We start from the raw sequence: 22314 nt of genomic DNA, 5'->3' as shown, positions 1-22314 counted from the left end.
AACGCACGTTGCCCTACAGTCGTAGCACTACAGCTGTTCACTTAAGGATCGACGGGACGTACTGATGACACGGATCGAGACGCGCCGCTGGTGGGCGTTGGGTGCGGTGGCCACGGCGCAGCTGATGGTCGGGATCGACCTGACCATCGTGAACATCGCGCTGCCGTCCATGCAGCAGGACCTGGGGATGTCGGATCCCGCACGGCAGTGGGTGATCACGCTGTTCGCGCTCGGGTACGGCGGATTCCTCCTGCTCGGCGGCCGGATGAGCGACCTGATCGGCCGGCGGCGGGCGCTCCTGATCGGGCTGACCGGTTTCGCGGCAGCCTCCGCGCTGGGCGGCGCCGCGACGAGCGGCTCGATGCTGCTGGCCGGACGGGCGTTGCAGGGCGTGTTCGGTGCGCTCCTGACGCCGGCAGTGCTTGCCACGCTCGCGGCCTCGTTCCCCTTGCCGGCCGAGCGCGGCAAGGCGTTCGGCATCTACGGCGCGGTCATGGGCAGCGCCTCGGGCCTGGGCGTCCTGGCCGGCGGCGTACTGACGCAGTACCTGGACTGGCGGTGGTCCATGTACGTGAACGTCCCGATCGCCGCTCTGGCAGCAGCAGGCATCCTGTACGCCGTCCACCCGGCGCCACGCACCAGCGGAGTGCGTGTCGACGTACTGGGCGCGTTGCTGGCGACAGCCGGTCTGATGGCGGTCGTGTTCGGGTTCGCGCGAGCAGAGTCGGACGGCTGGGGCGCACCGGTGACCTACGCGTCTCTAGGCGCGGGTGTTGCACTCCTGGCGGCGTTCTTGGCGGTGCAGGCTCGTGTGAGCAACCCGCTGTTGCCGCTGAGGGTCCTGCAAGACCGCAAGCGTGGCGGCTCGTATTTAGCCGTGTTCAGCCTGGCCATCGGCATGTTCGCCGCGTTGTTCTTCCTGACGTTCTATCTGCAGACCGTCCGCCACTACTCGCCGATCCGGGCCGGGCTGAGCTTCCTGCCGCTTACAGTCGGCCTGATGGTCGGCGTACGTGCCGTGAGTCGGCTGCTCGCGAAAGCCAGCGTCAGAGCGCTCATCTGCCCTGGCCTGCTCACCATCGCCGCAGGGCTCGCCCTGCTGGGGTGGCTGCAACCAGACAGCAGTTACTGGCTGCACGTGATGCCTGTGTTCCTGCTGGTCGGTCTTGGGGCCGGCTGGGTGCTGGTGACCGCCAACAGCACCGCCACCCTCGGCGCCGGCTCCGACAGTGCGGTAGCCGGCGCCATGGTGATGACGTCGCAGCAGGTTGGCGCATCACTCGGTACTGCGTTGCTGAGCACCGTTGCGGCCGGGCACGGGTTCAACGTGGCCAGCCGCGGCGCCGCAGCCTTCCTGTGTGTTGCTGCTGTCGCTGTCTACTGGGTGCTCTCGGAGCGGTCGCCCGACCACTCCAGGTGGAAGCTGCCCTCCCGGTCGACGCGCTTGTAGGTGTGCGCGCCGAACAGGTCGCGCAGCCCCTGGATCAGCGCGGCCGGGAGGCGCTCCGCGCGCAGGCCGTCGTAGTACGACAACGCAGCGGAGAACCCCGGAGCCGGTACGCCGACGGTGGCCGCGGTCGCGACCACTCGGCGCCACGCCTCCTGGCCGCTGCCGACCGCGTCCCGGAAGTAGTCGTCGACGAGCAGCGACGGCAGCTCCGGGTTCCGGTCGTACGCCTCCATGATGCGGTCCAGGAAGCGGGCCCGGATGATGCAGCCGCCGCGCCAGATCTTCGCCATCGCGCCGAGGTCGATGTTCCAGCCGTACTCCTCGCTGGCGGCCCGGATCGCGTCGAAGCCCTGCGCGTAGGCGACGATCTTCGACGAGTACAGCGCGTGCCGCACGTCCTCGACGAACGCCTTCCGGTCGACGTCCACCTTCACGTCGCCCGGTCCGGGTAGTACGCCGGCGGCCGCTTCCCGCCGTACGACGTCACCCGACAGCGAGCGCGCGAAGACGGCCTCGGCCATGCCGCTGACCGGGATGCCCAGGTCGAGCGCGGACTGGACCGTCCAGCGGCCGGTGCCCTTCTGCTCGGCCTGGTCGAGGACGACGTCCACGAACGGGCCACCCGTGGTCGGGTCGGTCTGGCTCAGCACCTCGGCGGTGATCTCGATCAGGAACGACTCGAGGTCGCCGGTGTTCCAGTCCCGGAACACGTCCGCGAGCTCGGCCGGGGACAGCCCGAGCACGTGCCGGAGCAGGTCGTACGCCTCCGCGATCAGCTGCATGTCGGCGTACTCGATGCCGTTGTGCAGCATCTTGACGAAGTGGCCGGCGCCGTCCGGGCCGACGTGCACGCAGCACGGCTCGCCGTTCACGTGCGCGGAGATCTTGGTCAGCATCGGCTCGAGCGCGGCGTACGACTCGGGGGAGCCGCCGGGCATGATGCTCGGGCCGTTCAGCGCGCCCTCCTCGCCGCCGGAGACGCCGGAGCCGACGAAGTGCAGCCCCTTCTCCTTCAGCGCTGCCTCGCGCCGGCGGGTGTCCAGGAAGTGCGCGTTGCCGGCGTCGACGACGATGTCGCCCTCGTCGAGCAGCGGCACCAGTTCGTCGATGACCGCGTCGGTCGGGGCGCCGGCCTTGACCATCACGATCACCCGGCGCGGCGGCTCCAGCGACTCGACGAAGCCCGCCAGGTCGGTGGACGGGACGAACTCGCCCTCGGAGCCGAACTCCGCCACCAGGGAGTCGGTCCGCGCCTGGGACCGGTTGTGCAGGGCGACACGGAACCCGTTGCGCGCGAGGTTCCGGGCCAGGTTGCGGCCCATCACCGCGAGGCCGGTGACGCCGATCTGGGCTTTGGCAGAACTCATCGAATCTCCCGCGAAAGTCTGAAGTTGTGTGCGAGGTCCAGTCTGCCTGAGGCCTTCTCATCGGGAAACATCGGTGGTAGACATCTCAGAAATCGATTTCCCATGACGAAGGAACCGCCCATGCTCCGTCGTGTCGTCGCTCTGGCCGCCTGCGCACTGCTGGCTCTGCCCACCACCGCATCAGCTTCTCCACCAGGAAACGACAACGGCCCGGTCGGCTGGGACGTGTACCGGAATCTGGACCGGTTGCCCGAGCTGCAGACCGGCGTCCGGACCAAACAGTTGTCCAGCTTCGGCCGCGACGGCACCAACAACGACGGCTTCGACGGCACCTACTCCTGCCTGCGGACGACGTCCGCGGGGTGCGTGATCGCCGAGGCGAGCGGCGCCGGCGAGGTCGCGTCGATCTGGTTCACCCGCGACGACGGCAACGTGACCAAGACCGGCACGATCACGGTCGAGCTGGACGGCAAGCAGGTGCTGCACGGGTCGCTGCAGGACATCGTCGACGGCAAGCTCGGCGCCCCGTTCAGCTACCCGCTGGTCGCGAACGGCGTGCAGTCCAGCGGCGGCGTGTACCTCCGGGTGCCGATGCCGTACCGGTCCTCGATGCGGATCACCACCCAGAACAACCCGCTCTTCTACCACGTCGACTACCGCAAGTTCCCGGACGCGAACGGCATCTCGACGTTCGACCCGACCGACAAGGCCGAGGACGTCCTCAAGCTGCTGAACGCCGCCGGGACGAAGGACCCGAAGCCGGCGCAGGCCGGCGCGCGGACCACTGCCACGCCGCTGAACCTTGCCCCGGGCAAGCAAGTGACACTGGCCGACACGTACGGTCCCGGTGAGCTGAGCGCGCTCCGGCTGAAGCTGCCCGGCATCGTCGGCCTGGACCTGAAGAGCCTCGCGGACGACGGCCGCGCGTTCCTCGGCGGCAGCTCGTTCACGATGACGATCGACCCGAAGAACACCGGCGTGAAGCTGACCCGGCGGATGGACCTGCGGATCGGGAACCAGCGCGCGAAGATCCTCGTCGACGGCGTACCGGCCGGTGAGTGGGCGCCGCTGAAGGCGCAGGGCGCGCAGTGGTACGACCAGTCGGTCGACCTGCCGGCCGCGCTCACCGCGGGCAAGTCGCAGATCACGATCACCAACCAGTTCGTCTCGTCGGACCTGGACTTCAACGAGTTCGCCTACTGGGTGGACTCCGGCGACAAGCTGGACGTCGGCCCGAACCACCTCGCCGACGAGCAGGCCCACAACTACTCCATCACCCAGCAGAACTGGAGCGGCGAGCACGCGATGACGTACGCCGCGACCGACGCCGACGCGGCCCGGGTGAAGCCGTCCGACACGCTGCTCGCCGGCGTCCGCGTCCAGGTGACGATCGACGGCCGGAAGCGCGTCGACGCCCCGCTCGGCGAGTTCTTCGGCTCCGGACTCGGCGAGAACCCGGTCCGCTCGCTCTTCTTCGCGATGGACCCGAACGGCTGGTACTCCTCCTGGTGGCCGATGCCGTACGTCGCCCGCGCGACCGTGACGCTGGTGAACCCGACGACGTACCCGCTGACGGGCCAGGCCGAGGTGACGGCCGCGCGCGACGGGAGCAAGGCGACCGAGCTGGCGACCGGGAAGATCGGGTACTTCACCGCGGTCTCGAAGCGCGGCGAGACCACGCAGGGCAGCGACTGGACGTTCGCGGACGTGGCCGGGCGCGGGAAGTTCGTCGGTGTCTCGCAGACGATGGAAGGACTGCTTGCCGACGGCAACACCCGCGGGTACCTCGAGGGCGACGAGCGGGTGTACGCCGACGGCGAGCGGACGCCGGCCATCCACGGCACCGGGACCGAGGACTTCTACGAGTCCGGCTGGTACTTCAACGCGGGCACGTACTCGACGCCGTTCCACGGGAACTCCGCGCACGAGGTCCGGGCGGGGTTCTGCACGAACGAGTGCGACGGCGCGTGGCGGCTGCACATCACCGACTCGGTCGCGTTCGAGAACCAGCTCGACTTCGGCATCGAACACGGCCAGCAGGACGACCACCCGGCGATCTACGGCTCGACCGCGTTCCTCTACCAGGCGGCCGGCTTCGGCGCCCGCGAGACCGACCGCATCGACATCGGCTCCGCCACAAGCCGCGATCAGCATGCCTATACCGACAACGCCACGCAAGCCGACCTCACCTCGGTCTACGAAGGCGACCACGACGACATCACCCTCACCGACCAGGTCCGCTCCACCACTCAACCGATCCACTTCACCGTCCACACGGACCCAGCCAACCAGGGAGTCACCCTGCGCCGAACCAGTGACCAGAACAGTCCTGGGCAGTCAGTACAGGTGCTTGTCAACGGCAAGGATTCGGGCACCTGGCTACAACCCCTCGGCAACACCCATCAACGCTGGCTCGACGACAACTACCAGCTCCCGGCAGCACTCACGGCCGGTCGCGACCACCTGGACATCGAGCTCCGGCCCACCGGCCCGGCGTGGACGGCGTCGTCGTACGTCGTCCAGTCCCTCACCAAGCCGTACGCCGACCGCAAAGCCCCAGCGGCTGTCACCGGGCTCACCGCCACCGGCCGACCCGACAACGCGATCAACGTGACGTGGACGGACGTGCCGGACGAGAGTGGGATCGCGTACTACAACGTGTACGGGACGAAGGCGGGTGGGACCGAGAAGTTGCTGGGGACGAGTCCGCTACCCGGCTTCTTGCACCGAGGCCTAGGGCTGGGGGAGAGCTGGAGCTATCGGGTGGCGGCTGTTGATCTGGCGGGGAATGTTGGGGTCAAGTCGGCCACCGCAGATGGGACCAGCGGGCGGACCTTGCGGGTCGAAGGCGAGTCGATGCTGCCGCCCGTGTCCTCGACAGTTGCTGTTGACCCGCAAGGGAACTGTTGTGGGGTCAGCTGGTCGGGCGGTGCGCAGGCGTGGATCCACGGGGCGAAGGCCGGCGACAAGGCCGTGTTCGCCTTCACCGTCCCGACGACCGGCAGCTACCAGTTGTCGACGGTACTGACCAAGGCCGCCGACTACGGCACCGTGGACGTGCAGGTGGACGGCGGCACCCCGGTGTCGTTCGACGGGTACCAGGCCGCCGGCGTCGGCACGCAGACCGTTGACCTCGGCACCGTTCAGCTGAACGCGGGTACGCATCAGTTCACGGTGACAGTTACCGGCAAGAACGCGGCAGCTATCGGCTACCTCGCCGGGGTCGACGTGGTCGACCTTAAGCTCGGCGCGTGAACCCTTTGGAAGGACGCCGTACCGCGCTCGTCCTGATCGACCTGATGTCACGGATCGTCGCGGTGGACACCGCGCCGCTGAGCGGTCCCGACGTACTGGAACGGTCCGTGGCCCTGGCCGCGGCGACCCGCCAAGCCGGCGGGCTGGTGGTGAACGTCCGGGTGGAACGCCCGGGCGTCGAGGTCCAGCCCGACGGCAGCGGGTTCGCGCCCGGTGCCGAGCCGCAGCCGGGCGACCTGGAGATCGTGAAACGCACGATCGGCGCCTTCGGCCGTACGGCGCTCGATGGCGAGCTCCAGTCCCGCGGCATCGCGAACGTCGTACTGGCCGGGATCGCCACCAACTTCGGCGTCGAGTCGACCGGGCGGGCGGCGTCCGATCTCGGGTACGAGACCTTCTTCCTCACCGACGCGATGACGGGCCTGGACGCCGACGCCCACACGTTCGCCGTCAGCTACGCTTTCCCGCGGCTGGGCAGTACCTGTACTTCGGCGGAGTACCTGGAAGCGTTGGGAGTCTGATGGGTTCGTTCGACGTACTGCTGGACGACGAACGTACGCAACTGGAGGCCTTCCTCGAGGAGCATCGCAGTGCGATCGAGGCGACGCTGGACGGTCTGACCGAGGAGCAGGCTCGCCGTCGGCTCGTCCCGTCGGCGACGACGCTGCTCGGGCTGCTGAAGCACCTCACGTGGATGCAGCGGGTGTGGTTCGAGGAGTGCGTGGGCGGCAAATCCCGCCGGGAGCTCGGGTTGGGGCAGAACCCGGCCGACTCCTTCCGGCTGGCCGACGACGAGACGATCGCGTCGCTGACGGCCGCGCACCAGGAGGCGTGCGCGACCGCGCGGGAGATCGCCGCCGGCCTGACGCTGGACACGGTCGTGACCGGGCACCCGAGAGGCCCGCGCACGCTCCGGTGGGTGTACCTGCAGGTCCTGCGCGAGTTCGCCCAGCACCGTGGCCACGCCGACATCCTGCGCGAACAACTCCTAGCCGAATAGCGAACCGTTCTCCCGCACCCATTCCCGCAGCGTGCGGCCCGGGTGACCGGTGACCTCGGCAACGGTCGTGGTCACCGAGGTCTCGTCGATCGTGCCGTCGCCGAAGAACGACTCGATCGCGGCGGCGTACGGCGCGGGCATCGTGGCCCGCAGCTCCGCGTGCGTCTCCGCGCGACTCATCGGGTAAGCCGTCAACGGCCGGCCGAGGCCTTCCGCGAGGACCGCGACCTGCTCCACCGGCGTCAGCGCGACCGGCCCGGTGAGCCGCAGTACCTCGGAATCGTGCGCGCCCCGCAGCGCCCGGACCGCGACCTCGCCGATGTCGAGCGGGTGGATCGTCGACACCGGAACGTCGGGGAACTGCACGCGGACCTCGTCGCCCGCGCGCAGCTGGTCGCGCCAGCGCAGCGTGTTCGACATGAACGAGTTCGGCCGCAGGAACGTCCACGCCAGCCCGGATTCCCGGACCGCCTCCTCGGTCGCGTGGTGGTACGCCGCGACCGCGTTCGCCGGCTCGCCGTCGAGCGAGCTGCTGGACAGTACGACGACCTTCCGGACCCCGGCCCGGACCGCGTTCGCGAGTAATTCGCCGAGCCGTTCGTAACCGCTGAGCAGGAAAATCCCGGTGATCCCGGGTAATGCGCCGGCGAAGGATTCCGGCCGGTTGAGGTCGCCGGTCACCGGCTCGATCCCGGCCGGGAGCTGTGTCGTGGTCCGGACCAACCCGCGGCCCGGGATGCCTTGTGCCGCCAGCGATTGTGCCACCGCGCCGCCGGCGTTTCCGGTCGCGCCCGTAATGAGGATCGTCATTGCCCAACCCTGGCACAAAAAGCTGGACCGGCAATAGCAGGAATCTTTTGTCCGTACATTACAGCGAAATGTCGATTCGTCATCGATCGTGTTCATGTCCCGCTTCGGTCTAGTTCACTACACGTTGTTCGCATCTGGTGACGCTCCATACCGACTGCGCTGGGGGAGAGGTTGGAGGAATCGGTGGGGGTGCGCATGCAGTTCCTCGAGGACCCACGAGGCGGCGACCGGATCTGGCGGCTGCTGTCCGGGAACAACCGCCCGTTGGCGATCGGCCGCGGCGACCTGCGGTCCCCGCTGGACGTGCTGGCCGCCGTCCGCCGGCTCGCCCGGGAGGCCGAGCCGACGCTGCGCCGGGACCCGGACGGCCGCTGGCGGTGGGAGATCTCCGCCGACGGGACCGACGTCCAGTGCCCGGTCGTGTTCGCCCGCCGGATCGACGCACGTCGTGCTTTCCATCGATTCACGCAAGCGGTTGAGCACGCCGTCGTGACGACGGCGTACCTGTCCCCAGTCATCGTCCAGCGAGAGCCGGAGCAGTGAGCGAAGAGACCCTCACCCCGAGACGGCTCCGGTCGTCGTTGTCCCCGTCCGACCTCGCGTTCCGGGTGATCGCCCGCAGCGGCGGCGGTCTGGTGCTGCTGATCACCGGCGGCATCGGCGTCTTCCTCGCCTACCAGGCGAAGCCGACCCTGCAGCGGTACGGCTGGCGGTTCTTCACCGAGCAGTCCTGGAACCCGGAGGCGAACAAGATCGGTGTCGCCGCGGTGCTGTTCGGGACCGTGGTGATCGCGGCGATCGCGATCCTGATCGCGTTCCCGCTCGCCCTCTGGACCGCGCTGTACATCAGCGAATGGGCGCCGCGCGGGCTGAAGAAGACGCTGGTCGCGGTGGTCGATCTGATGGTCGCGGTGCCGTCGATCGTCTACGGGCTGTGGGGGTTCTTCCTGCTGCAGCCGTGGGTCATCCACGTGTCCCGGTGGATCACCACCTGGTTCGGCTGGATCCCGCTCTTCAAGGTCGACACCGATCCGCGGGCCGCGGTCTTCGACGGCGCGACGTACGCCTCCTCGGCGTTCATCGCCGGGATCGTGGTCGCGATGATGGTGCTGCCGATCGCCTGCGCGGTGATGCGCGAGGTGTTCGACCAGACCCCGCAGGGCGAACGCGAGGCGGCGCTGGCACTCGGCTCGACCAGCTGGGGCGTGGTCCAGGCGGTCGTGCTGCCGTTCGGCCGCGGCGGCATCATCGGCGGCACGATGCTCGGCCTCGGCCGCGCGCTCGGCGAGACGATCGCGGTGGTGATGATCGTGTCGCCGCTGTTCGAGATCAACTGGCACGTGCTGCAGTCCGGGTCGATCACGATCTCGTCGATGATCGCGCTCCGGTACGGCGAGGCCTCGGGCTCCCAGCTGCACGCGCTGATGGCGGCCGGCCTGGTGCTGTTCGTGATCACGCTGATCGTCAACCTGATCGCGGGCTTCGTGGTCGCCCGCAGCCGCAGCGGCGCCGGAACGGAGATCTGATGACTACTGCCGCCCTGCCGGAACCCGAACGCCGCAAGCTGCGGGTCGTCGACGTCGAGGACCGGGCCTGCCTGGCCGGCGCCGCCGTCGCCGGCCTGTCGCTCACCTGGGTGCTCTACAGCCGGATCCTGCCCACGGAGGGGACGCTCGGCTTCATCGTCTGCTGGTGGCTGTCGTTCACGGCCCTCTACCTGCTGCTCACCGGCCTGCGCCGCGGTCGCGTAGCACTCGCCGACCGCCTCGCCGTGCTTCTCGCTCACAGCGCCGCGAGCCTGGTCGGCTTCGCCCTCGCCACCGTCATCGGCTACACGCTCGCCCGTGGCTCGAAGTCCCTGGTGCACAAGAACTTCTTCACTCGGGACCTGCGGACGGCGGGACCGCTCGAGCCGCTCACCACCGGCGGTGCCCTGCACGCGCTGGCCGGCACGTTGATCCAGATCTCGATGGCGATCGCGGTCACGCTGCCGCTCGGCATCCTCTGTGCGGTCTACCTGACCGAGATCGGCGGCCGCGGCTCGCGACTGGTCCGCTCGGTGGTCGAGGCGATGACCGCGCTGCCGTCGATCGTGGCCGGCCTGTTCGCGTACGTCGTACTGCTGATCGGGCTCGGGTTCCGGCTGTCCGGGTTCGTCGCCGCGATGGCGATCTCGGTGATGATGCTGCCGATCATCGCGCGCTCGTCGGAGGTTGTGCTGCGGCTCGTCCCGGGCGGGTTGCGGGAGGCGTCACTCGCCCTCGGTGCGTCGCAGTGGCGAACGGTCTGGTCGGTGGTGCTGCCCACGGCGCGTCCCGGTCTCGCGACCGCACTCGTCCTCGGTACGGCGCGTGGCGTCGGCGAGACGTCGCCCGTACTGCTGACCGCGGGCTTCACGACGTACATGAATCTGAACCCGTTCTCCGGGCCGATGGTCTCGCTGCCGCTGTTCACCTTCAAGATGTCGCAGTCGCCCGAGGGCAACTACATCAGCCGCGCGTTCGGTGCCGCGGCACTGCTGCTCGTCCTGGTCCTGCTGCTGTTCGTGTTCTCCCGCTGGATGGCCGCCCGCGGCCGCTCCGCCACCCGATGAGAGGATCCCTCTGATGCGACGGCTCAGTGCCTTCGTGCTCGCTCTGCTGCTCACCTGCGCGTTCGCCGCGCTGCCGGCCGACGCGCGGAGTACGGCGTACGTGCCGATCTACGGGACGGGGTCCACCTGGTCGCAGAACGCCCTCGACCAATGGATCCGCGACGTCGAGCCACGCGGGATGCGGGTCGAGTACGGCGGCGGCGGATCGTCGCGCGGCCGGCAGGACTTCGCCTTCAACCTGGTGGACTTCGCGATCAGCGAGATCCCGTACCAGGGCACCGATCCGCTGACCGGCGCCAACGACACCTCGAACCGGCCGTACGCGTACATGCCGATCGTCGCCGGCGGTACGTCGTTCATGTACCAGATCAGGGTCGGCGGCCAGCTGTACAAGGACCTGCGCCTGTCCGGCGACACCATCACCAAGATCTTCACCGGCAAGATCACCAACTGGAACGACGCGCAGATCACCAGGGACAACAACGGCAAGGTGCTGCCGAGCAAGAAGATCATCCCGGTGGTGCGCTCGGACGGTTCCGGAACGACGGCGCAGTTCACGCTCTGGATGGCGACCCAGTACAAGGCGCTCTGGGACGGCTTCTGCCAGTCGACGCAGGGCCGCAAGTGCGGGCAGACGTCGTACTATCCGACCACGAACTTCCCGGGCGTGAAGTCGCAGGGCGGCTCGAGCCAGATGGCCGGTTACATCTCGGCGAGCTATGCCGACGGCGCGATCGGGTACGTCGAGTACTCCTACGCGCTGGGCAAGAACTACCCGGTGGTCAAGGTGAAGAACAGCAACGGCTACTACACGGCGCCGACCGCGTTCAACACCGCGGTCGCGCTGACCAAGGCACAGATCGAGACCAAGCCCGGGCCGCTGTACCTGACCCAGAAACTCACCGGGGTCTACAACAACCCGGATCCGCGGACCTACCCGCTGTCGTCGTACTCGTACATGATCCTGCCGACCACCAACCTGAGTGCGGACAAGGGCCAGACGCTCGCCGACTTCGCGTCGTACTTCCTCTGTCAAGGTCAGCAGAAGGCCCAGGCGCTGGGGTACTCACCGCTGCCACTGAACCTGGTGCAGGCCGCGTTCACCCAGGTGGCGAAGGTCCCTGGCAGCCCGTCGACGGCGACCGACATCAAGAAGTGCGGCAACCCGACGTTCGACGGCAAGAACCTCAGCCGCAACCTGCTTGCCGAGCAGGCACCGCAGCCGCTGCCGTGCGACAAGGACGGCGCCGGACCGTCCGTCAACGGCCAGTGCCCGAGCGGCCCGAGCCAGCCGAACAAGCCGGGGAACAACAACGGGGGCAACAACAACGGCTCGAACAACAACGGGTCCAACAACAACACGGGGAACAACAACGGGTCCAACAACACCGGGAACAACACGGGCAGCAACAACAACGGCGGCAACAACAACGGCACGAACAACAACACCGGCAACCCGAACCAGCCGGGCGCCGGTACGACGAGCACCACGCCCGGAGCCGTCCTGCCGAGCGGCGGCCCGACGTCCGGTCAGTCGATCGACCCCGAGACCGGCCAGGTGGTCAATGCCTCGGGCAACAACAACGCGTACACCCCGACCGGCAGCGTGACCGAGCTGAACGGCAACCGCGGCGGCGGCAGCATGCTCCGCAACCTCGGCATCCTGACCGCGGTCGAGGTACTGCTGATCCTGCTGGTCCCGACGCTCGTCTCCCGCTATCTGCAGCAGAAGCGGTCCGGCAAGTGACAGCGATCGGTACGGCGCCCGCGCTGCGGACCGCCCCGGCGAAGGTCAAGGCCCGCGTCGAGGCCGAGCTGAACCTGCGTCCACAGCTCACCGCCGACGCGCTGCGGTTGTTCGCGCTCGGCATCCTGAGCTTCCTGGTCTATGTGACGCTGCTCGGGGCGCTCCAGTTCAACCGCGCGCAGGACGTGGCCTACGACAAGATCCGCGGCGAACTCGCCGAAGCGACCGCACCACTGGGTCCCGGCATCACACCGGGCGATCCGGTCGCGGTGCTCGACGTACCGGGGTTGCAGTTGCGGCAGGTGATCAAGGAAGGGACCACCGGCGCGATCCTGCGGGACGGGCCGGGGCACCGCGCGGACACGCCGCTCCCGGGACAGGTCGGGATCTCGGTGATCTATGGGCGCGGGCTGACCTTCGGCGCGCCGTTCCGGAGTGTGCCGAGGCTCAACGTCGGCACCCAGTTCCAGGTCGTCACCGGTCAGGGCACCTTCAGTTACCGGGTGATCGGCATCCGGCGGGGCGGCGACCCGCTGCCGGCGGCGCCCGCGGACGGTACTTCTCGGCTGACGCTGGTCACGGCCGAGGGCAAGCTGTTGCCGAGTGCAACGGTGTACGTCGACGCGGACCTCGCCGACGGTCAGGTGCAGCCGGACCCCGGCGGCCGCGCGCACGTACCCGGCAGCCAGAAGGCGTTCGGGGTGGACCTGTCCGCGATCTGGCCGCTGGTGCTGTGGCTCGAGGCGTTGCTCGCGGTCGGCGCCGGGGTGATCTGGTTCCGCAGCCGGATCGGCCGCTGGGAGTCGTACCTGATCGGTGCGCCGGTCCTGCTCGCGCTGGTCTGGCGGATCTTCGAGCTGGTGGCCGGAATGCTGCCGAACCTGGCGTGAATTAACTGGTCATTCCCAGAAATTGAACAAACCAGCGGAAAGGCATCGACCGGGGGTTTCCTCCCTAGGATTGCAGGCGGGAATTGTTCTTCGCTCGGGGGAGTGTTCGGCCGCGGGTAATTCCGCCGGCGGCCGTCGAGCTTTCTTGGAGGAACTCGTCATGAATCCGATGATCCGCCGCGGGCTGTTCGCCGTGTCGGCGGTCACCTTCGCTTCGCTGCTCTGTGTACCGGCCGCCTCGGCCGCCGGGCTCTCGTACACCGAATCCGAGCCGGCCACCGCGGCCGGCCGCAACGACAGCCCGGCCGCCGCGCAACGGCTGTACGCGCTGGGTACCGCGGGCTGGCAGCAGTCCACCGCCACCGTCCACGGCACGCTCTCTCCGACGCCGGTGGCGATCACGACCGGTGCCGAGGACAACGGCTCGCTCGACCTCGCCACCGCGACCGGGATCGGCTCCGGGGTCAGCGCGATCACCACCTCCGGGCAGCTCGGTGACGGTCCGCACGGTGACCTCGGCGACAAGACCGGCGACTTCGACTTCTACAAGCTCTCCGGTACGGCGGGGCAGACCGTGACCGTCAGCACCGCCGGCTCGGCCGCCAGCACCAACACCGTCGTCGGCCTGTACGACGGGTCCGGCGTACTGCTCGCCTCCGACGACAACAGCGGCGGCGGTCTGGCCGGCAAGCTCACGTACGCGCTGACCGCGACCGGCGACTACTACGTGGTGGTCGCAGGTGAGAGCGCTGCCGGCAGCCTGCCCGCGGATCCGCACAACTCGGGCAGCGGTCACGGTGGCGCCGAGACCGGCGCGTACCAGCTGCTGATCGCGTCGGCCCCGGCCGACAAGGACTTCTACGCCGTCCAGCTCGTGAAGGGCGACGTACTCGGCGGCAGCCTGGCGACCGGTGGCAAGCGGCTGACGGTGGTGAAGCCGGACGGGACGCAGGCGGTGAGCTCCGGCCTCGTCACCAGCACGAAGCTCCCGGCCTCGTCGCCGCTCCCGCGCGGTGCGGTCGATCTCGCCTACGTCGCCGACCGGTCCGGTTGGTATTCGGTGTCGGTCACCGACGGCTTCGGCCCGTACGACCTGACGCTGGGAACCTTCCGTCCGGGAACGGAGTCCGCGGCCGCGCCGCAGACCTTCTTCCTGGACTTCGACGGCGGCCAGATCGACACCACACCGCTCGGCGGTTCCGGGGTCAAGCAGCTCTCCGGGCTGGCGGCGTACCTGCCGAACTGGGGGCTCACCGCCGCCGACGAGTCGGCGGTGATCGACAAGGTCGTCGCTGTGGTCAGCGAGAACGTGAAGTCCGACCTGAGGGCTCGCAGCAGCAACCCGAACGTCGACGTACGGATCCGGAACAGCCGGGACGACGCCGACACCTTCGGCAGCGCGGGCGTGTCGCGAGTCGTGATCGGCGGCGGTACGGCGGAGTCCGGGATCGGCCGGATCGGGTCGGCGCAGTCGATCGACCCGGGCAACTTCGCCCAGCAGGAGACCGCGCTCGTGCAGCTCGACCGGATCAGCGCCGCGGGCGGTGCGTCGAGCATCAACCGGTACCTGACCGCGGACAGCAACCGGATCGCGTTCGTCGGCCAGGCGATCGGCAACCTGGTGTCGCGGGAGATCGGCCACCTGGCCGGCGACTACGACACCGACCCGGCGAGCCCGGTCGCGAACCTGATGGATGCCGACGGCAACTTCCCCGCCCTGTACGGCGTCGGCGCCGACGGGATCGGCGGCACCGCCGACGACGTCGACGTGGACTTCGCCAAGGACGCGTACAACCCGGCCCTCGGCCTCACCGGCACCCAGGACACCCTGAACGTCGCGGCCTGGGGTCTGACGGAGCCGTGCAACTGAAAGCCAAACTCGGCACGGCCGTGGCAGCGCTGTTGCTGATCGCGGCCGTGGCGATCACCGTGGCGCGCTCACCCTCCGGGCGCGGCACGGACGGTCCGCTGGTGGTCTCGGGCGGCGTACCGCCCACGCCTCCGGCCGCCGGCGCGACACCGGCGGCCGGCCCGGCTCCCACCGACCCGTGGGGCCGGGCCGGCCGCTACCGGGCCTGGGCCACCCGGATGAGCACGCTGGTCCCGGTTGCCCCGCGCGTCCTCGCTGCGTACGCATTGGGTGAACAGTCCGCGCCGACGTCTTGCGGCTTGAGCTGGGTGACGCTCGCCGCGATCGGCTCTGTCGAGTCCGCGCACGGCTCGTTCCGCGGCGCGGTGGTCGGCGACGACGGGACGAGTACGCCGGCCATCGTTGGACCGCCCCTCGACGGGAGTCCCGGCGTACAAGCGATTCCGGACACCGACGACGGGCAGTACGACGGCGACCGGGTCTGGGACCGTGCCGTCGGGCCGATGCAGTTCCTGCCGGGCACCTGGCGGCGCTGGGGTGTGGACGCCGACGGCGACGGCAGCGCGCGACCGGACGACCTCGACGACGCGGCGGCGACCGCGGCGCGCTACCTGTGCGCGTCCACGACGACCATGCGGACCGGCGCGGGGTGGTGGGCCGCGATCACGGCGTACAACCGGTCGGGCGAGTACGCGCAAAAGGTTCTCGACCGCTCGAACGAATACGCCCGGGACAGTCTCGGATAACGAATGCGTTTCCGGCTGGCCACAGCATCATGTCTGGTTCACCGAATAGCCGGGAGTTGTCGGCCTTGACCCGATGAATTGGAGCCGTCACCGTCGGACACGGTGGCCGCGGGTCAAGCAGACCCGCGTTAGAACGCAGTAAGGAAGGAAATTCCCGAGATGCGTTTCATCCGTACCGCCCGTGCCACCGCGATCGCCGCCGCCGCGCTCGCCGTGGTCGCCACCTCCGCCCTCTCGGCCGCCGCCGACCCGACCTTCACGCCGGACTCCGACGACGTCGTCATCGTCGGCTCGGACGCCAGCGAACTGGTGCTCGACGACCTGATGAACCTCTACAACGGCCGGACCCCCACCCCGGCCCGCCGGCTCGCGTCGTTCGACGCGACCGGCTCCTCGACCATCACCATTCGTTCGGGCGTCTCGATCACCCGGCCGAACGGCTCCGGCGCCGGCATCTCCGCGCTCTGCTCGCGGACCGACATCGACTCGGCCCGGTCGTCGCGTGGCAAGCAGGCCGCCGACTGCGCCGACGCGACGTTCCTGCCGTACGCCAAGGACCAGCTGCGCTGGATGAAGAACGCCGACGCGACCGGTGTCACCTCGCTCACCGACGCGCAGCTGACCGCCATCTACAACTGCACGATCACCAACTGGAGCCAGCTGGGCGGGAACAACCTGGCGATCGTTCCGCTCATCCCGCAGATCAACTCCGGCACCCGGGCAACCTGGGCCGGTCTGGTCGGCATCAACAGCACGAACCCGCCGGCTTGTGTCAAGGACAGCGTGAACGGCGCGCAGGTTCAGGAGCACGATCCGGCGCCGGTCGCCGCGACCTCCGGTGCGATCGCGCCGGTCTCGGTCGGTCGCTACGGCCTGCTCACCCCGGCCCAGCAGGCCGGCACGGTGCTGGGCTCGATCCCGGCTCCGGACTCGGACTCCTACGACCGCACGCTGTACCAGGTCGTGAAGACGGTCGACGGTGTGGTTCCGGACTACCTGGCCGACCTGTTCGGTGACGGCTCCGGCTTCTCCTCGACCGGCGGTACGCCGTTCATCTGCGAGCCGTCCGACTCCGACCCGGCCACCACCACGGCCGGCGACGTGATCAAGGCCAACGGCTTCGTCGAGCTGGGCGCGGGGCTCTGCGGCGTTGCCTGATCAGCCAGGCTGACATCGTCGCAGTACTGACACGCCGGTGGGCGGGAGCTTCTCCCGCCCACCGGTCCGTCATTTCGGCCATGACCCGATTCATGTCCAGTTCACCTGCTGGCGAACTGACCGAACGCACCGCGGGAAACGCTTCTCACAGTCGGTGCCCCGCTCTGGCCCGGCCTGTTCGCAGTTTCCTGGAGGTCATCGTGAGGCTGATCCACAGGCGCTCCGCCGCGCTGTTCGTGGTCGCGTTCCTGTTCGCCTTGTCCGCACCGGCAGCCCTGGCGGCAGTTCCCGAACGCCCGGTGGCCGCCACGGCTGACGAACCGGTGATCCCCGACACCCCGGTGTTCGCGGAGCCGGCAGCACAACCGGTGACCCTGACCAAGGGGAGCTCGTCGGTTACCGTCTCCCGGACGGCCGACCTGAGTCGGCAGATGCTGACCGTGTCCTGGACGGGCATGACGCCGAGCACCGGAGATACCAACCAGACGTCGTTCGGGTTCCCGGTGGTCGTCATGCAGTGTCGCGGTAACGACCCCGACCGGTCCGACTGCTGGATGGCGAGCCCGGTCCTCGGCGGGGCCCTCTCACCGATCCTCGGGACCGCATACCTGCCGCCGGAGACGTCGCAATGGCGGACCAGCAATCCGGCGGTGCCGTACGCGCTGTGGAACATCCCGTTCCGCAAGGCGGACGGGACCTACCACGCGATCCCCCGGGCGGGATGGACGGACAGATGGACTGTCCCGGGCCTCGGCGGCAAGGTCACCGGTTCGAGTGTCGACGACTACACCCCCGGAACCGCGAACCAGCGCCTCGGGATCACGCGGCAGAACGGAACCGGCGAGGTCCAGACCTGGGCGAACACCGCAGCGGAGAATCCAAATCTGGGCTGTTCACAGGGCACCGCCTGCTCGCTGGTGGTCGTGCCGATCACTCGCCACCCCTGCCGGAGCACCAGCGTCATCTCCGCGGCCGAGGCCACCCGGTGTGCGGGTTTGGCGACCGGCGGAAACGATGTCACTGGGAGCAACTGGGCATTGCTGGCGAACTGGTACCAGCGATACGTCTTCAAGCTGTCATTCGCCCCGGCCGCGACGACCTGTGAAGGACGGTCGGACTCTGCCGGCTTCCTCGGGTCCGAGCTGATGGCGGAGGCGATGCGGCGCTGGCTGCCGGCCCGCTGCCAGACGTCCAGTCCGGTGGGGCTCGACTACACCCGTGGCTGGGAGCCTGACTCGCGGCGACAGTTCGGCCAGTCCGACCCGGTGGCGCCCTCTGGGTACGAGGCCGACGCGGTCGTGGTGTCGGAACCGTCGAGCGCCGACGATCCGGCGGCGGCACGCAAACCGGCGTACGCGCCGATCGGGATCTCCGGGTTCGCGATCGGTTACAACTGGGAGCGGAGCGAAACAGTCGGCGGCGGACTGGTACCGGACATCAAGCTCAACCAGCGGCTCGTCGCGAAGCTGCTGACGCAGTCGTACCCGGGCGCCTATCGGGTGGACAAGTACGGCCTGCCGGTGAACCCGAACGCGCCGACGAACCCCCAGAACCTGCTGAGTGATCCGGAGTTCGTGCAACTGAATCCGGAGGCACCGAACTGGGCAGGCCTGTCGGACGCCGTCGGCACACAGATTGCGCTCCCGGTCGCGAACACCGACGTAATGCTCGCGCTGACCCGATGGATCTGGTCCGATCCCTCGGCACGTGCATTCCTGCAAGGTAAGTCGGATCCGTGGGGCATGACCGTCAACAAGACCTACCGCAGTTGGCCGATGCCGCGCAGCGACTACGAGTTGAACGACGGCTGGGTGCTACCGAATGTTCCGGGGGTCGGGGCGGGTTGGGCCGGACAGTCCCCGCAAGAGCTCGGGGCACAGACGATCGATTCCTGGGCGCGTGGCGCCGACGCGGCGATGACCGGGTGGCCACTGAACCAGGGCGCAGGTCCCGGCCCGAACAACGTCGGCACGCAGATCAAGAGAGTCGATGCCCAGCAGGCCGGGTTTCGGCACATGCTGATTCTGTCGACGACTTCCGAGGTCGAGAAGGCCGGGTTGCGGTACGCGGCGTTGCAGAACACACAGGGTGCGTTCGTGAAGCCGAGCACCGAGAGTCTGACGTACGGGATCGACGGTGCGACGGTCGACAAGGACTCGGGGATGTGGCGGCCGGACCTGACGAAGATGGACATCCGTGGGTATCCGGGCACGATGATCAGCTATGCCGAGGTACCCACGACCTCGCTCAAGGGTGACGAGCCGAAGCGGTACGCCGACACGCTGCGGTGGATGACGACCGAGGGGCAGGTCTACGGGTCGGACCCGGGCAACCTGCCGGACGGGTACCTGGCGCTGACCGAGCCGATGCAGGCCCAGGCGGCGAAGGTCGCCGACGCGGTCCAGGCCCAGAACGGTACGCCGCCCCCGCCGCCCACCCAGAACCCGGTGCCGAACAAGCCGAACCCGACCAGCACCCCGACGACCAACGCGCCGGGCGGCGGACCGAACACCACCGGCAGCAGCACGGGGAACAACGGCAACGGAAACGGTGCCAATGGCAACAATAATGGTGGTAACACCAACACCGGCACCACCCCGAACCCGACCGGGTCGCCGAGCGCGGGCCCGAACACGCCGGGTGCGACCCCGTCGACCGGATCCCCGAGCGACAAGCCGCAGGCGCAAGGCAGCATCAAGCCCGTTTCGGCCACCACGCAAGGCGATTCACTCGGCTGGCTGTCGTGGGGCATCCCAGCGTTCCTGATCGCCGGCCTCGTCGCCGGCGTCGCCTCCCCAGGCATCCGCCTGATCGCCACCCCCGGCCACCCGGTACGCCGCGGCGTCGTCGCCGGCGCGACGTACCTGTCCGGCCTGTTCCGTCGCGGCCGCCGCCGCAACAGCTGACCAGCAACCACCCGATCGGAAGGACCTGCTTGATGACGTCCGTACTGCCTGTGGTGCCGGCCGCTGACGAAGAGACCGCCGTACTGCCTCCGATCGAAGGTGGCAGTGATCTCGAGAGTGAACGGGTGGCGGCCTGGTTCGGGGCGCATCAGGTGCTGTCCGAGGTGTCGCTGAAGATGGAGGCCGGGCAGGTGACCGCCCTCATCGGCCCGTCCGGGTGCGGGAAGTCGACGTTCCTGCGGATCCTGAACCGGATGCACGAGCTGGTGCCGAGTGCCGCGCTGGCCGGGAAGGTGCTGCTCGACGGGGAGGACATCTACGAGCCCGAACGGCGGATCACCGACACCCGCAAGCGGATCGGGATGGTGTTCCAGAAGCCGAACCCGTTCCCGGCGATGAGCATCGCGGAGAACACCACCGCCGGCCTGAAGCTCACCGGCACCCGGGTCCGCGGCGACGAGCGGCAGGACCTGATCGAGGAGTGCCTGACCAAGGCGGGGCTCTGGAAAGAGGTCAAGGACCGGCTCGGTTCCCCGGGCGGCGCGCTGTCCGGCGGGCAGCAGCAGCGGTTGTGCATCGCGCGGTCCCTCGCCGTACGTCCCGACGTACTGCTGATGGACGAGCCGTGTTCGGCGCTGGACCCGACGTCGACGCGGCGGATCGAGGAGACGATCCACGAGCTCCGCCGGGAGGTGACGATCGTGATCGTCACGCACAACATGCAGCAGGCGGCCCGCGTGTCGCAGTCGTGCGCGTTCTTCCTGGCCGAGCAGGGTACGCCGGGCGTGATCGTCGAGTCCGGGCCGACCGGGCAGATCTTCTCCAGCCCCGAGGACCAGCGCACCGCCGACTACGTGGAAGGACGTTTCGGATGAACCGGCCGTGGACCTCCCGGGACAGCTGGCGGGTGAAGATCGCCGCCGCATGGGCCTGCGCCGCGCCGCTCGGGGCGATGGTGCTGGTGGTGGCCGGGGGCGGGAGTACGTTCAACGGGCAGTTGGTGGTGAGCTCGGCGAGCCTGATTCCGGGGCGGTTCATCGACCTGCCGGCCGAGTTGCCGCAGGTCGGTGCGGACGGGCAGTTGGCGACCGACCCCATCCGGCCGGGGGAGGCCGACGTACCCGACACCGGTACGACGGACGGGCCGGTGCAGCCGCCTGTCGGCGTGACCGGGGACGTGTCGGGGATCCCGGGGACGGTGCTCGCGGCGTACCAGAAGGCTGCCCGCGACCTGGCGCTGTCGATGCCTGGGTGTCATCTCACCTGGCCGTTGCTCGCCGGGATCGGGAAGGTCGAGTCGTCGCACGCGAGCGGCGGCCGCGTCGATGCCCAGGGCAACACCCGGGGCCGGATCCTCGGTCCGGTGCTGAACGGGGGGCCTGGGATGGCGGCGATCCCGGACACCGATCATGGGGTGTACGACGGGAACACGACGTGGGACCGGGCTGTTGGGCCGATGCAGTTCATCCCCGGGACGTGGGCGACATTCGGTGCCGATGGCAACGGTGACGGGGTGCGCGATCCGCACAACGTGTTCGACGCGGCGCGGGCGACGGGGGACTACCTGTGCCAGGGCGGCGCTGATCTGAGCAATCCGCAACAGCTGGTGCAGGCCGTACTTCGGTACAACCACTCGATGAGCTACGTGTCCACGGTGCTGCGGTGGATGCAGTCGTACAGCCGGCAGACGGTGTCGATCCCCGACTCCCACGACCAGATCCCCGGCGCCGACGACAAAGGCAACGTCGACGACAAGTCCCGCCCCACCACCCCACCCCCAACCCCTGGCATCACCCCCACCACCTCACCCACCGAAGGCCCCACCCCCACCACCCCACCGTCGATCGTGATCCCGACCCCCACCCACACCACCCAACCGTCCCGTCCCACCACCCCGGCGACCCCCAAACCGCCGTACATCCCACCGTCAACCACCCGCCCGACCACCCCACCCACCACCCCGCCGGACACCCCCACCCCACCCCCGCCCGACACCCCAACCCCCGAAACCACAACCCCCGACACAACACCCCCACCCGACACCACCACCTCAAACACCCCCACCACCCCAACCGGCACCCCGTAACCGCCCGCCCCGCGGACGGCGCTGTAGTGGAGTACCTGCCGGCGCGCTGTGGTGGAGGACCCACCGGCGGCTGAGGTGAAGGCCCCTCCGACGGGCTGAGGTGCCGGACCCACCGGCGGGCTGAGTGGAGGACTTACCGGCGGACTGTCGTGGAACCCACTGGCGGGCTGAGGTGACGGACCCACTGGCGGGCTGTGTTGAGGACCTACCGGTGGGAGTAGCGGAGGACCCGCGGGCGGGCTGTGGTGGAGGATCTGCCGGTTGGTCGGCGGACCGCCTCCACTCACCAACCGCTCCATCGGGCGGCTTCGCCGCGGTCGTCAAGCGGATGGCGTGGTCGGGTGGGCCGGTTGGCGAGTGGTGGAGGTCCTGCCGGCGGGGCTGTGGTGGGGGACCTACAGGCGGGCTGTCGTGGAACCCACTGGCGGGCTGAGGT

General features: G+C 69.1%; 17 protein-coding genes. 15 read left to right on the top strand and 2 right to left on the bottom strand.

Going from position 1 to position 22314, the window contains the following annotated elements:
* Nucleotides 1-64 precede the first annotated feature (64 nt).
* Entirely contained in the window at nucleotides 65-1450 is a 1386-nt protein-coding gene (locus ACFV9C_RS07135) for an MFS transporter (RefSeq protein ID WP_380191289.1), read from the top strand.
* Here the strand turns inward: ACFV9C_RS07135 and gndA are convergent.
* Nucleotides 1378-2817 (bottom strand): NADP-dependent phosphogluconate dehydrogenase, encoded by a 1440-nt coding sequence (gndA, locus tag ACFV9C_RS07130; protein ID WP_380191287.1) that lies wholly within the window; start codon nucleotides 2815-2817, stop codon nucleotides 1378-1380. The two genes, ACFV9C_RS07135 and gndA, sit on opposite strands and share 73 nt — an antisense overlap.
* A 120-nt stretch (nucleotides 2818-2937) precedes the next feature.
* Here gndA and ACFV9C_RS07125 point away from each other — a divergent pair, with 120 nt between their 5' ends.
* Genes ACFV9C_RS07125 through ACFV9C_RS07115 form a run of 3 tightly spaced genes read left to right on the top strand, consistent with a single transcriptional unit; the run spans nucleotide 2938 to nucleotide 7072 of the window.
* Nucleotides 2938-6072: a DUF2961 domain-containing protein gene (locus ACFV9C_RS07125; RefSeq protein ID WP_380191285.1), complete on the top strand. Its 3135-nt coding sequence runs from the start codon at nucleotides 2938-2940 to the stop codon at nucleotides 6070-6072.
* Nucleotides 6069-6593, top strand: a complete 525-nt coding sequence (locus ACFV9C_RS07120; protein WP_380191283.1) for an isochorismatase family protein — start codon at nucleotides 6069-6071, stop codon at nucleotides 6591-6593. The genes ACFV9C_RS07125 and ACFV9C_RS07120 overlap by 4 nt, the downstream gene beginning before the upstream one ends.
* Nucleotides 6593-7072, top strand: coding sequence for a DinB family protein (locus ACFV9C_RS07115; RefSeq protein WP_380191281.1), 480 nt, complete (start codon nucleotides 6593-6595; stop codon nucleotides 7070-7072). Before ACFV9C_RS07120 ends, ACFV9C_RS07115 begins: the two co-directional genes overlap by 1 nt.
* Here the strand turns inward: ACFV9C_RS07115 and ACFV9C_RS07110 are convergent.
* Nucleotides 7061-7882, bottom strand: coding sequence for an NAD(P)H-binding protein (locus ACFV9C_RS07110; protein WP_380191279.1), 822 nt, complete (start codon nucleotides 7880-7882; stop codon nucleotides 7061-7063). The two genes, ACFV9C_RS07115 and ACFV9C_RS07110, sit on opposite strands and share 12 nt — an antisense overlap.
* A 183-nt stretch (nucleotides 7883-8065) precedes the next feature.
* On the opposite strand from ACFV9C_RS07110, the gene ACFV9C_RS07105 reads away from it, so the two are divergent.
* The 11 genes from ACFV9C_RS07105 (at nucleotide 8066) to ACFV9C_RS07055 (ending at nucleotide 21878) form a co-directional block, all read left to right on the top strand.
* Nucleotides 8066-8425, top strand: a complete 360-nt coding sequence (locus ACFV9C_RS07105) for a hypothetical protein (protein WP_380191277.1) — start codon at nucleotides 8066-8068, stop codon at nucleotides 8423-8425.
* Nucleotides 8422-9408, top strand: coding sequence for a phosphate ABC transporter permease subunit PstC (gene pstC / locus ACFV9C_RS07100; RefSeq protein ID WP_380191275.1), 987 nt, complete (start codon nucleotides 8422-8424; stop codon nucleotides 9406-9408). Before ACFV9C_RS07105 ends, pstC begins: the two co-directional genes overlap by 4 nt.
* Complete coding sequence (gene pstA, locus ACFV9C_RS07095; protein WP_380191273.1) at nucleotides 9408-10475, top strand: phosphate ABC transporter permease PstA; 1068 nt, start codon at nucleotides 9408-9410, stop codon at nucleotides 10473-10475. Before pstC ends, pstA begins: the two co-directional genes overlap by 1 nt.
* Before the next feature lie 13 nt (nucleotides 10476-10488).
* Nucleotides 10489-12222, top strand: coding sequence for a phosphate ABC transporter substrate-binding protein PstS (locus tag ACFV9C_RS07090; protein WP_380191271.1), 1734 nt, complete (start codon nucleotides 10489-10491; stop codon nucleotides 12220-12222).
* Entirely contained in the window at nucleotides 12219-13112 is an 894-nt protein-coding gene (locus ACFV9C_RS07085; RefSeq protein ID WP_380191269.1) for a sortase domain-bontaining protein, read from the top strand. Before ACFV9C_RS07090 ends, ACFV9C_RS07085 begins: the two co-directional genes overlap by 4 nt.
* Nucleotides 13113-13272: 160 nt before the next feature.
* Nucleotides 13273-14982, top strand: coding sequence for a PPC domain-containing protein (locus tag ACFV9C_RS07080; protein WP_380191267.1), 1710 nt, complete (start codon nucleotides 13273-13275; stop codon nucleotides 14980-14982).
* Nucleotides 14973-15728: a lytic murein transglycosylase gene (locus tag ACFV9C_RS07075; RefSeq protein ID WP_380191265.1), complete on the top strand. Its 756-nt coding sequence runs from the start codon at nucleotides 14973-14975 to the stop codon at nucleotides 15726-15728. Before ACFV9C_RS07080 ends, ACFV9C_RS07075 begins: the two co-directional genes overlap by 10 nt.
* A gap of 159 nt (nucleotides 15729-15887) precedes the next feature.
* Complete coding sequence (locus tag ACFV9C_RS07070) at nucleotides 15888-16886, top strand: substrate-binding domain-containing protein (RefSeq protein ID WP_380191263.1); 999 nt, start codon at nucleotides 15888-15890, stop codon at nucleotides 16884-16886.
* A gap of 200 nt (nucleotides 16887-17086) precedes the next feature.
* Nucleotides 17087-19792 (top strand): hypothetical protein, encoded by a 2706-nt coding sequence (locus ACFV9C_RS07065; protein WP_380191261.1) that lies wholly within the window; start codon nucleotides 17087-17089, stop codon nucleotides 19790-19792.
* A gap of 32 nt (nucleotides 19793-19824) precedes the next feature.
* Nucleotides 19825-20667, top strand: coding sequence for a phosphate ABC transporter ATP-binding protein (locus ACFV9C_RS07060; protein ID WP_380191259.1), 843 nt, complete (start codon nucleotides 19825-19827; stop codon nucleotides 20665-20667).
* Entirely contained in the window at nucleotides 20664-21878 is a 1215-nt protein-coding gene (locus tag ACFV9C_RS07055; protein ID WP_380191258.1) for a lytic transglycosylase domain-containing protein, read from the top strand. The genes ACFV9C_RS07060 and ACFV9C_RS07055 overlap by 4 nt, the downstream gene beginning before the upstream one ends.
* Nucleotides 21879-22314: the final 436 nt, after the last annotated feature.

It is taken from the genome of Kribbella sp. NPDC059898 (assembly GCF_042730855.1).
Lineage (GTDB): Bacteria > Actinomycetota > Actinomycetes > Propionibacteriales > Kribbellaceae > Kribbella.
This window is presented reverse-complemented; position numbering and strand designations above follow the sequence as displayed.

What these genes read in the sequence shown, in the direction of transcription:
- ACFV9C_RS07135 (WP_380191289.1), top strand. Translation starts at nt 65, where the DNA reads ATGACACGGATCGAGACGCGCCGCTGGTGGGCGTTGGGTGCGGTGGCC.
- gndA (WP_380191287.1), bottom strand. Translation starts at nt 2,817, where the DNA reads ATGAGTTCTGCCAAAGCCCAGATCGGCGTCACCGGCCTCGCGGTGATG.
- ACFV9C_RS07125 (WP_380191285.1), top strand. Translation starts at nt 2,938, where the DNA reads ATGCTCCGTCGTGTCGTCGCTCTGGCCGCCTGCGCACTGCTGGCTCTG.
- ACFV9C_RS07115 (WP_380191281.1), top strand. Translation starts at nt 6,593, where the DNA reads ATGGGTTCGTTCGACGTACTGCTGGACGACGAACGTACGCAACTGGAG.
- ACFV9C_RS07110 (WP_380191279.1), bottom strand. Translation starts at nt 7,882, where the DNA reads ATGACGATCCTCATTACGGGCGCGACCGGAAACGCCGGCGGCGCGGTG.
- pstA (WP_380191273.1), top strand. Translation starts at nt 9,408, where the DNA reads ATGACTACTGCCGCCCTGCCGGAACCCGAACGCCGCAAGCTGCGGGTC.
- ACFV9C_RS07090 (WP_380191271.1), top strand. Translation starts at nt 10,489, where the DNA reads ATGCGACGGCTCAGTGCCTTCGTGCTCGCTCTGCTGCTCACCTGCGCG.
- ACFV9C_RS07080 (WP_380191267.1), top strand. Translation starts at nt 13,273, where the DNA reads ATGAATCCGATGATCCGCCGCGGGCTGTTCGCCGTGTCGGCGGTCACC.
- ACFV9C_RS07070 (WP_380191263.1), top strand. Translation starts at nt 15,888, where the DNA reads ATGCGTTTCATCCGTACCGCCCGTGCCACCGCGATCGCCGCCGCCGCG.
- ACFV9C_RS07060 (WP_380191259.1), top strand. Translation starts at nt 19,825, where the DNA reads ATGACGTCCGTACTGCCTGTGGTGCCGGCCGCTGACGAAGAGACCGCC.
- ACFV9C_RS07055 (WP_380191258.1), top strand. Translation starts at nt 20,664, where the DNA reads ATGAACCGGCCGTGGACCTCCCGGGACAGCTGGCGGGTGAAGATCGCC.